Source organism: Mesorhizobium sp. M7A.F.Ca.CA.001.10.2.1, from assembly GCF_003998575.1.
In the GTDB taxonomy this organism is placed as follows: domain Bacteria; phylum Pseudomonadota; class Alphaproteobacteria; order Rhizobiales; family Rhizobiaceae; genus Mesorhizobium.
This window is the reverse complement of sequence record NZ_RZQY01000172.1, coordinates 1-9892: the sequence shown is the minus strand read 5'-3', so window position 1 is coordinate 9892 and position 9892 is coordinate 1. Positions and strand designations below refer to the sequence as shown.

General features: G+C 62.7%; 9 protein-coding genes. 2 read left to right on the top strand and 7 right to left on the bottom strand.

The genetic code is table 11. From position 1 onward, the window contains the following. Window positions 1–69 precede the first annotated feature (69 nt). The 7 genes from EN964_RS13645 to EN964_RS13615 all read right to left on the bottom strand — a co-directional run bounded on the left by EN964_RS13645 (window position 70) and on the right by EN964_RS13615 (window position 7111). On the bottom strand, window positions 70–738 hold the full coding sequence (locus tag EN964_RS13645) for a TIGR02117 family protein (RefSeq protein ID WP_127268985.1): 669 nt from the start codon (window positions 736–738) through the stop codon (window positions 70–72). Window positions 739–847: 109 nt separating this feature from the next. Continuing rightward, complete coding sequence (locus tag EN964_RS13640) at window positions 848–1597, bottom strand: amino acid ABC transporter ATP-binding protein (RefSeq protein ID WP_031213892.1); 750 nt, start codon at window positions 1595–1597, stop codon at window positions 848–850. 136 nt (window positions 1598–1733) lie between these two features. After that, complete coding sequence (locus tag EN964_RS13635) at window positions 1734–2891, bottom strand: amino acid ABC transporter permease (RefSeq protein WP_127268986.1); 1158 nt, start codon at window positions 2889–2891, stop codon at window positions 1734–1736. A 9-nt stretch (window positions 2892–2900) separates the two neighbouring features. Next, window positions 2901–4088 (bottom strand): amino acid ABC transporter permease, encoded by a 1188-nt coding sequence (locus EN964_RS13630; protein ID WP_127268987.1) that lies wholly within the window; start codon window positions 4086–4088, stop codon window positions 2901–2903. 62 nt (window positions 4089–4150) lie between these two features. Continuing rightward, window positions 4151–5179 carry an amino acid ABC transporter substrate-binding protein gene (locus EN964_RS13625; protein WP_127268988.1) on the bottom strand — a complete coding sequence of 343 codons (1029 nt, stop codon included), beginning with the start codon at window positions 5177–5179 and terminating at the stop codon, window positions 4151–4153. 441 nt (window positions 5180–5620) lie between these two features. Beyond that, entirely contained in the window at window positions 5621–6466 is an 846-nt protein-coding gene (locus EN964_RS13620) for a DUF2182 domain-containing protein (protein WP_127270766.1), read from the bottom strand. A gap of 9 nt (window positions 6467–6475) precedes the next feature. Continuing rightward, entirely contained in the window at window positions 6476–7111 is a 636-nt protein-coding gene (locus tag EN964_RS13615) for a DUF1326 domain-containing protein (protein WP_127269117.1), read from the bottom strand. Window positions 7112–7565: 454 nt separating this feature from the next. Here EN964_RS13615 and EN964_RS13610 point away from each other — a divergent pair, with 454 nt between their 5' ends. After that, a complete protein-coding gene (locus EN964_RS13610; RefSeq protein WP_127269118.1) occupies window positions 7566–8744 on the top strand; it encodes a cystathionine beta-lyase in 1179 nt (392 codons plus the stop codon). A 130-nt stretch (window positions 8745–8874) separates the two neighbouring features. Further along, window positions 8875–9892 (top strand): HPP family protein (locus EN964_RS13605; protein WP_164775814.1); only part of this gene is annotated, 1018 nt, incomplete at its 3' end.

Genomic DNA, 9892 nt, shown 5'->3' with positions numbered 1-9892 from the left:
TGGCAGGACAGAGGGGGGCGCGAAGGAATGAGGCGTCTCGCATTGGCGAAACGCGACAAGACGAGACAGCTAATTATACAGCCGCATCGATAGCCCGAGCGATGCAGGCAGCGGGTTCCACCAGCCGGTGCGCAGGCCGGCGATGCGCAAGGCCGCCGCCGTCCAGGTGTTGCAGCCGACCAGTGCGTTGAAATGGCCATTGGCTTCGTAGAAGCCGTCGAACCTGGAATAGGCTGCGTCCGGAACGAGGATCGGGCCTTCCGGTCCCCGCTGGAAACTCGCATCGATGAAATCGAGCAACGCCGTGAACCGATCCTCGGTGATGTCGAACCCCGCGATATCGGGGCGCGGTTCGACGATGTCACCGGCGACATCGACATGCATGACCGACGCGTCGAGTGTCAGTGCCTTCATCACCGGCACCGCCTTCAGCTCGGACCATGTCGGCGTCTCCAGGTAGAAGGCGCGGCCGCCCCAGCCGAAGACGATGTAGCGGACCTCCGGCCTGTCGGCCGGTATGCCCGCGTCGACCAGGAAATGGAAACGCCGGCGCACGGCGTCATCGACCGGGATGGCGATATCGGTGTGGATCGGATTGTTCAGCACCAGGATGTGGCGTGTCGCGGCTGGCACGGCGGCGGCGGCCGGCCACAGCGGCCGTGGCACGAGGGTGCCCGTCGTCACAGCGAGTGCGACGAGAACCAACAGAAGACCCAGAAAACGTCCCAGTCTTTTCATTGAAAGGCGGCCCTGCAAACGCACTCCGGCGACACGAACGCCCGCCTGTTCTCCCATACGCAAAAGAGCCCGGCAGTGTTTCAGCCGGGCTCTTCGTGGCCGTCGAGGCCTAGTGCAGGATCTGCGACAGGAACAGCTTCGTGCGCTCGTGGCGCGGGTGGTCGAAGAACTCGGCCGGCGTGTTCTGCTCGACGATCTGGCCCTGGTCCATGAAGATCACCCGGTTGGCGACCTTGCGGGCGAAGCCCATCTCGTGGGTGACACACAGCATGGTCATGCCTTCCTCGGCAAGGCCGACCATGGTCTCCAGCACTTCCTTGATCATCTCCGGATCGAGCGCCGAGGTCGGCTCATCGAACAGCATGATGCGCGGGTTCATGCACAGCGAGCGGGCGATCGCCACACGCTGCTGCTGGCCACCGGAAAGCTGGCCGGGATATTTGTTGGCCTGTTCCGGGATCTTGACGCGCTTGAGGAAATGCATGGCGATTTCCTCGGCCTGCTTCTTCGGCGTCTTGCGCACCCAGATCGGCGCCAGCGTGCAGTTCTCCAGGATGGTCAGGTGCGGGAACAGGTTGAAGTGCTGGAACACCATGCCGACCTCGCGGCGCACCTCGTCGATCTTCTTGAGATCGTTGGTCAGTTCCTTGCCGTCGACGATGATCTTGCCCTTCTGGTGCTCCTCCAGACGGTTGATGCAGCGGATCATGGTCGATTTGCCGGAGCCGGAGGGGCCGCAGATGACGATACGCTCGCCGCGCATCACTTTCAGGTTGATGTCCTTCAGCACATGGAACTCGCCGTACCATTTGTGCATGGCGATGATGTCGATGGCGACATCGGTCGTGGAAATCTGCATCTTGGCGGCGTTGACCTTGATCTCTTCGGCGCTGACGGCATTTTCGGTGGCCATGACAGAATCCCCTTGTTCTTTATCGTTGGTAGTGATGCATGTCGTTATCCCAAAACCGCTATACACTTTTGGGCGACATGCATCAGCGTTTGTGGCCGGTGTCGAGCCGGCGTTCGGTGTACATTGAATAGCGCGACATGCCGAAGCAGAACAGCCAGAAGACGAAGGCGGCGAAGATCAAGCCGGACCTCGCCGTCTGCGCGGTTGCCCAGTTTGCATCGGAAAAATTCTGTTTGACGATGCCGAGCAGGTCGAACATCGAGATGATGATGACCAGGCTGGTGTCCTTGAACATGCCGATGAAGGTGTTGACGATGCCCGGGATGACCAGTTTCAGCGCCTGCGGCATGACGATGAAATACATCTTCTGCCAATAGCCGAGGCCGAGCGAATCGGCACCTTCATACTGGCCCTTGGGGATCGCCTGCAGGCCGCCGCGCACCACTTCGGCCATATAGGCCGCGGCAAACAGCGACACGCCGATCAGCGCGCGCAGGAACTTGTCGAACGAGACACCCTCCGGCAGGAACAGCGGCAGCATGACGCTGGCGAAGAACAGCACGGTGATCAGCGGGATGCCGCGCACCGTCTCGATAAAGACGACGCACAGCGTCTTGATGATCGGCATCTTGGAACGGCGGCCGAGCGCCAGCACGATGCCGAGCGGCAGCGACACGGCAATGCCGACGAAAGACAGACTGAGCGTCACCAAGAGCCCACCCCAAAGCGAGGTCTCGACATGCGGCAGGCCGAACATGCCGCCGACCAGCAGGACGAAGGCGACGATCGGCAGCACGAAGAACAGCAGCACCGCATTCAGCCCTTTGCGCGGCACCTTCGGGATAAGCATCGGCACCAGCAGCGCCACGAACAGGATAGCGACCAGGATCGGCCGCCAGCGCTCCTCGATGGGATAGCGGCCGAGCATGAACTGGCCGAATTTGGCGTTGACGAAAGCCCAGCAGGCGCCAGTCCAGCCGTCCGGCTGGATGCCGCCCTGCGCCACCGTGGCGCATACGGTCCGGTCCGGTCCCGTCCACACGGCGTTGATGAACGCCCAATTGGTGATTTGCGGCAGGATCATCGCCACCAGGGCGATGCCGACGATCGTCAAAATGGTGTCGCCGGCAGAAGCGATCAAGTTCTTGCGCACCCATGCGCCGAGGCCGGTGACGCTGGCGGGCGCCGGCTGCGCCAGCACCATTTCGGTGCGCACCCAGGACATATCATGTTCTTGCATGTCCTTACCTCACCTCTCCACCAGCGCCATCTTGGCGTTGAACCAGTTCATCACAAGCGAGGTCAGGAGGCTGATGGCGAGGTAGATCACCATCATGATCACCACGCCCTCGACGGCCTGCCCGGTCTGGTTCAGCACCGTCCCGGCGGTCGCCGTCAGGTCCGGATAGCCGATGGCGATAGCCAGCGACGAGTTCTTGGTCAGGTTGAGATACTGGCTGGTCAGCGGCGGAATGACGATGCGCATGGCCTGCGGCACGACGACCAGCCGCAGGATCGATCCGGACCGCAAGCCCAACGCACCGGCAGCTTCCGTCTGGCCCGCGCTGACACCCCTGATGCCGGCGCGCACGATCTCGGCGATGAAGGCGGCGGTATAGCAGGACAGCGCCAGATAAAGCGACAGGAACTCCGGCCGGACCTGGAAGCCGCCGGTCAGGTTGAAAGTCGACTGCTTCGGGTAGTCGAAGCTCAGGGGAAAGCCGCTCAGCGCATAGGCGAGCAGCGGAAGCCCGACGATCAGCGCGGTGGACGTCCAAAACACTGGAAATTGCTGGCCGGTCGCCATCTGCCGTTGCCGCGCCTTGCGCGCGACGAACCACGCCATGGCGATGCCGACGAGCAGGGCGACGAAGATCAGCCATGAGCCGTCGCCCCATACGGCGCGTGGGAAATAAAAACCGCGCTGGTTGAGGAAGGAGCCGAACGGCAAACCGATGCTGTCGCGCGGCGCCGGCAGCACGGCCAGCACGCCGGAATACCAGAAGAAGATGACCAGCAGCGGCGGGATGTTGCGGAAAACCTCGACATAGACCGTGCAGATCTTCCTGATCAGCCAGTTCTGCGAGAGCCGGCCGATGCCGATGACGAAGCCAATGATTGTCGCGGTGATGATGCCGACGATGGCGACGATCAAGGTATTGATGAGGCCGACCAGAATCGCGCGGCCATAGGTCGAATCCGACGAATACGCGATCGCGCTCTCGCTGATGTCGAAGCCGGCGCGGCCCTTGAGGAAGCCGAAGCCTGAAGCGATGCGCAGCCGCGTCAGGTTGTCGATGACGTTGTGGGCAATCCACCAGACGCCCGCCACCAGCAGCACGACGACCAGCACCTGGAAGAATATGCCCCGGATTTTCGGATCGTTGATGAAGGAACCGCGGCTGGGCTCCTCGCGAAGTACTTCCTGCGATGCCATTCGACCGTCCCTGGAAAGAGAAACCGGGAGGCAGATGATCTGCCTCCCGGATCACATTTCGATCAGCGGATCGGCGGCGCGTATTGCAGGCCGCCCTTGGTCCACAGCGCGTTGATGCCGCGCGCGATCTTCAGCGGGCTGCCCGAGCCGACATTGCGCTCGAACATTTCGCCATAATTGCCGACGGCCTTGACGATGTTGACCACCCAGTCATTGGAGACGCCGAGATCGGTGCCGATCTTGGTATCGGCTTCCTGGCCGAGCACGCGCTTGATCTCGGGGCTTGCCGAGTTCTTCATCTCCTCGACATTGGCCTTGGTGATGCCGAGCTCTTCAGCCTGCAGCAGCGCGAAATAGGTCCACTTGACGATGTGATACCACTGGTCGTCGCCCTGGCGAACGGCCGGTCCGAGCGGCTCCTTGGAGATGATCTCGGGCAGCACGACGTGGTCGGCCGGCGCTCCCAGCGTCAGGCGGATGCCGTAGAGGCCCGACTGATCGGTGGTGTAGACGTCGCAGCGGCCGGCATCATAGGCGGCGTTGACCTCTTCCAGCTTCTCGAAGACGACGGGATTGTACTCCATCTTGTTGGCCTTGAAGTAGTCGGCGAGGTTCAGCTCGGTGGTGGTGCCGCTCTGCACGCAGACGGCCGCGCCCGAAAGCTGCAGGGCCGAATTGACGCCCGGCAGCTTCTTGGCGTTGATCATGAAACCCTGGCCGTCATAGTAGGTGACGCCGATGAAGTTCAGGCCAAGCGCCGTATCGCGGTTGATGGTCCAGGTGGTGTTGCGCGACAGGATGTCGATCTCGCCCGACTGCAGCGCGGTGAACCGCTCCTTGGCGCTGAGCGGCGTGAACTTGACCTTGGAGCCGTCACCAAAGACGGCGGCCGCGACAGCGCGGCAGAAATCCGCATCGATGCCTTGCCAGTCACCCTTGTCGTCCGGCGCCGAAAAGCCGGCAAGGCCGGTGGAGACGCCGCACTGGATGAAGCCCTTCGCCTTGACGGTGTCGAGCGTGGCCGCCGACGCGGCGGACGCCATCAATCCAAGCGTGGCGGCGCCTAGAATGCCGATAGCAATGTGTTTCATGACCCACAGACCCTTTTCTCTGTTTTCAGGAGTAAATCCTGATTTTTTTCTCCCGTGTGAACGCGGCTTCATCCCGGCCCATTCCCGAAACCCCGCATCGTAACCGACGCGCCGCCTCCCATTCACAAATGTCATCGAAGGCGATAATTCCTGTGAGGTCAAGGGAAATGACCGAAACCCAAAGAGTTTGAAAACCGATTGCCGCAAATGCCCGATTTACAGACAAACACGCCCGCGATTTAGCCAGCAGGGCTAATAAAGGCGGCAAATCTCATGCAACGCCAACGCGGGGCCAATACGGGCCGCGGCAGCGAAATCCATCCCGGGCAATAGCTCGTCGTTGTTGACCTCCCCGTGCGACGAACTACCAGGTCCCAAGATTGTCATCTGACAATTTACTGACGGCTGCATACCAATACAGACCGCCGACGAAGACTGTTCTCAAAGGGCTTGAAAGACGATCCAGATCCCGATGGCGGCCATCAACGCGCCTGAAACGCGCGGAATCAGCTGCCCGGTCGGCACCGTCTTCTCCAGCAGAACAAGGATGGCGATGCCGGCGATCCACAGCACGTTCATGACGCCACCGACGAACAACAGAGCCATCAGCGCCCAGCAGCACCCCAGGCAATAGGCGCCGTGATCGATGCCCAGCCGAAGCGCGCCGAGCGGAGCGGAACGGAATCCGCCACGGCTGGCCAGGAACGCGATCGGCGCCTGACATTGGCGCAGGCAGATGCCCTTCATCGGCGTCCATTGATAGAGACCGGCGGCGATCAGAACGAGGCCGCCGAGGATCGCGCTGCCGGTCGCCATCGAGGGATCGAGCAAGGCTAGACGGGCGAGAAGCCATTGCGCACCGGTCGCCAGGAGGCTGAAGACGACCCAGACGGCGAGGTAGCCGGCAAAAAACCATCCCGTCGAAGCGATGGGCCGGCCATCCGCCCGCGCCTTGCGGCCGACACCGGCATAGAGCAGCAACATCGGCGCGACCGACGGCGTCATCATGCCGACCATCATCACCGCCCACATCGTGAAGGTGAAGGCGAAATCGCCCAATGCCCAGGGCCGGAAGCCGGGCGCCATGGCGGCGCCCATATCCATGCCGGCCATATCCATGCCGGCCATGTCGCCGCCTCCGCTATCCGGCAAGGGGGAGCCGGGCATGACCATGGTGGCGGCGAGCCACAGCACATAGGCCCAGGCGAGCACGGCAATCACCACGAGCGCGGCCATCACGACCGCGCGATCGCGCCTCAGCACCGCCTCGAGGGCCGTATCGCCCATTGGATCAGGTCAATGCACGATGCCGCTCTGCGTAAGATGCAGATTGGCGAAATGGCTGTGCGTATCGGCCAGTTCGAACTTGATCGGGCCCGTCGCCTTGGTCCAGCCGCGCCCGACCTCGGCGATCGCGTATTCGAAGCCGTGCGGCAAGTCGATGCGCGCCTGGTGCGCGGCGCCGGTGACCGGATTCCGGATCGGCTCGCCGCGACCGTCGGTTATACCCTCGACATGCAGCTGACTGGTTCGCGCGTCGACGTCGATTTTGAATTCGATCGGCGCGAAGATCGGATCGTGGAATTTCTCCAGCGTGGTCGAAAAGACCTGAAATATCGTTGCACCTGGCTCGGTGTCCAGACCGCCCAATATGCGAAGCAGCGCGCCACGTTGGGCTTCCGTCGCCCTCTCGTCGATGACCACCGCGGCTTCACCCCCGCCCTGGTGTATGGCGCCGGGCCAGCTGAAAATCCCGACGAACCGCAACCCGTCGAGCTTGGTGTCGCCGTGATGGCCGCTCTCGATTTCCATGCCGGCGACCGCCTGGCAGAATCCGTATGTCGGCATGGCGTTGAACTGGCACGGGCAGCCATAGGCGCAGTTGCAATTGATGAATTCGCGCGCCTTCATGGCCCATTTGACGTCCGGCATGGCATTCCTCCCTTGCCGCGCTCACGCTTCGTGAGCGCGATCCGGATCGTGGAGGACCAGAGGTCAACCGGCAGCAACCATCCGGCAGCATCTGATCGAAGCAATCCGGCGATTAATATTAGCCTGCAATCATATACCTTCCACAGCCGCCCACAATAGGCCGATCGGCTGAGATGAGGACTCCTAACGCAGATCAATCAAAGACCGCCTTTCCCGATAGGAATTTTTTCTTGACACCCTGCCCTCAGCTATGGTACATATTCGTCCATGGTGCTGATTTGCGCCGATAACCCGCCGCACAGGCGGGTTTTTCGTTTAATACCCTGTCCCAGCATCGCTGTTTTTGCCGCGACGAATTGGCATATTCGAAGTCCGCCTCCTGGCGGGCGGTGGCTGTTGCACGGTCCATAGCGCCGCACTATGGCTAGCGGCTTGTCAAACAAGGCGACGCAGAATGGCGAAGGACGGCAGCGAGCACGGCGGGATGGGCATCAACACGCGGCTTGCCCATTCGGGCAACAATCCGCACGACTATTTCGGCTTCGTCAATCCGCCGGTGGTGCATGCTTCGACCGTGCTGTTTCGCGACGCGGCTTCGATGGCGGCACGCACCCAGAAATACACTTACGGCACGCGCGGCACACCGACGACCGATGCGCTTGCCCATGCCATAGACGCGCTGGAAGGCTCGGCAGGCACGATCGTAGTGCCGTCGGGCCTTGCGGCGGTGACGGTGCCGCTGCTCGCCTTCGTCTCGGCCGGCGACCATCTGCTGATCGTCGATACCGTCTATCATCCGACCCGCAATTTCGCCGACACGATGCTGAAGCGGCTGGGCGTCGAGGTCGAGTATTACGCCCCCGATGTCGGCGCCGGCATCGCGGCGTTGATCAAGCCCAACACCAAGGTGGTGTTCACGGAATCGCCGGCCTCCAACACGTTCGAGGTGCAGGACATCCCGGCTATCGCCAAGGCGGCGCACGCCGCGGGCGCCATCGTCATGATGGACAATACGTGGGCGACGCCACTCTATTTCCGTCCGCTCGACCACGGCGTCGACATCTCGATCCATGCGGCGACCAAATACCCAGCCGGCCATTCCGACGTGCTGCTCGGCACGGTGTCGGCCAATGAGAGCTGCTGGACGCATCTTTACGAGAGCTTCTGCACGCTTGGCTGTTGCGCCGGGCCCGACGACGTCTACCAGGTGCTGCGTGGCCTGCGCAGCATGGGCGTGCGCCTCGAACACCATCAGCGCAGTACGCTTGCCATCGCCTCCTGGCTCGAGGGCCAGAAGGGCGTGGCGCGCGTGCTCCACCCGGCCCTGCCCAGCCATCCGGACCACGCTCTGTGGAAGCGAGATTTCTCCGGCTCCAGCGGCATCTTTTCCATCGTTCTTGCCGGTGGCGGCCAGAAGCAGCAGCACGCCTTTCTCGACGCGCTGCGGATCTTCGGCCTCGGCTATTCCTGGGGCGGCTATGAGAGCCTTGCCGTACCGGTCTGGCTCGGCGACCGCGTCGTTGCAAAAGCGCCCTATGAGGGTCCGTTGATCCGCCTGCAGATCGGCCTCGAGGACGTCGACGACCTGAAGGCCGACATCTCGCGCGGCCTGACCGCCGCGGCGGCTGCGTAGCGGAATTCTATTCCCTAAAATTGCGGTTTGCCGGATCAGTTTGGCTTTCAAATTCAACGATGCCGCGTCATTGCGGTGCGATCAGCACATTTTCGACTTCCCCTGGAATACCGGCAGAGTTTTCGACCCCATGGCTTTCCGCCTTTTTGTTCCCATTCTTGCCGGCGCGACGCTGCGCGAGCGTCTCGTCGCCTGTATCGGCGCGACGATCGGCATTGCGCTCACCGGCGTGATCGCCAGCCTTGTACTCGGCAACGGCCCGCATGTGCCGCTGCTGGTGGCGCCGATGGGGGCGTCGGCGGTGCTGCTGTTCGCCGTGCCCGCCAGTCCGCTGGCACAGCCATGGTCGATCATCGGCGGCAACACGATATCGGCGCTGGTCGGCGTGATCGTGGCGCATTTCATCCACGAAACCGCCCTTGCCAGCGGCATCGCGGTGGCACTGGCCATCGCCGCCATGTCGTTCACGCGCTGCCTGCATCCGCCGGGAGGAGCGGCCGCGCTGACCGCGGTGCTGGGAGGGCCTGCCGTCATCAGCGCCGGCTTCCTGTTTCCATTCGTTCCGGTGGCGCTGAACTCGATCCTGCTGGTGGCGCTCGGCTACGGCTTCCACAGGCTGGCCCGGCGCAATTATCCGCATGTGCCGGTTGCAGTGCCGGCGAACAGCCACGGCACCGGCGATCCGCCGGCGCAACTGCGCGTCGGCTTCCGCTCCGAAGACATCGATGCCGCGCTTGGCGCACTCGACGAGACGTTCGATATCGATCGCAACGATCTCGACCGGCTGCTGCGGCAGGTCGAATTGCAGGCGATGGTGCGCGCGCACAAGACCCTTCTGTGCGAGGACATCATGTCGCGCGATGTCATCTCGGTCGATGCTCACACCTCGACCGAGGCGGCGCGCCAATTGCTGCTTGACCACAACATCCGGACCTTGCCGGTCGTCAATGCGGAGGCCAGGCTGGCAGGCACCGTGGGGTTGCGCGAACTCACCCAGGCCTCCGGGACGGTCGGATCCGTTATATCGCCCGCGGCAACAGCCGCCGCCGGCTTCGCCGCCATGGGTCTGCTGCCCGTGCTCACCGACGGCCGCAGCCACGCGGTCATCATCGTCGACGACGACAAGCGGATTCTCGGGCTGATCACCC